The sequence below is a fragment of the Vibrio sp. 2130-1 genome (genome assembly GCF_033339515.1).
The window spans coordinates 1-525 of record NZ_JAWOUT010000697.1 but is presented as its reverse complement, the minus strand read 5'-3'; the positions used below and the strand labels follow the sequence as shown (position 1 = coordinate 525).

Annotated in this window: 1 protein-coding gene; it reads right to left on the bottom strand. The window is 47.6% G+C overall.

Features of this window, described 5'->3' with window-relative positions; all coding sequences use genetic code 11:
• A partial coding sequence (locus tag R7Q09_RS28205; RefSeq protein WP_318144216.1) for a homocysteine S-methyltransferase family protein occupies nucleotides 1-525 on the bottom strand: 525 nt, incomplete at both ends.

The window sequence follows — 525 nt, the reverse complement described above, 5'->3', positions numbered from 1 at the left end:
ACATTGATGAATAAAGTCTCTTTCTCAATCGTTAATGGCTCTAATCCGGAGAGACGACAAGCAACAGGCAAATCTGGCAAAGCGCGAGGTGTAACACCTTCAACGGCCTGCGCCATTTGGCGAATATGCTCCGGCGTTGTACCACAACAGCCACCAATCAGATTTAAAAAGCCGCTGCTAGCCCACTCTTTTACATGCTCTGCCATATCTTCTGGAGAAAGGTCATATTCTCCAAAAGCATTCGGCAAACCTGCGTTAGGGTGTGCGGAAACAAATGATTCAGAAATACGAGAAAGCTCTTCCACGTATGGGCGCAGTTCATCTGGCCCCAATGCACAGTTAAGACCGAAAGATAACGGCCTTACATGACGTAGAGAGTTGTAAAATGCTTCCGTGGTTTGCCCTGATAACGTGCGCCCCGGAGCGTCGGTAATCGTACCGGAAATCATGACAGGCAGTGCAACACCAAGCTCTTCAAATACAGAATCGACAGCAAAGGCACATGCCTTAGCATTCAATGTATCA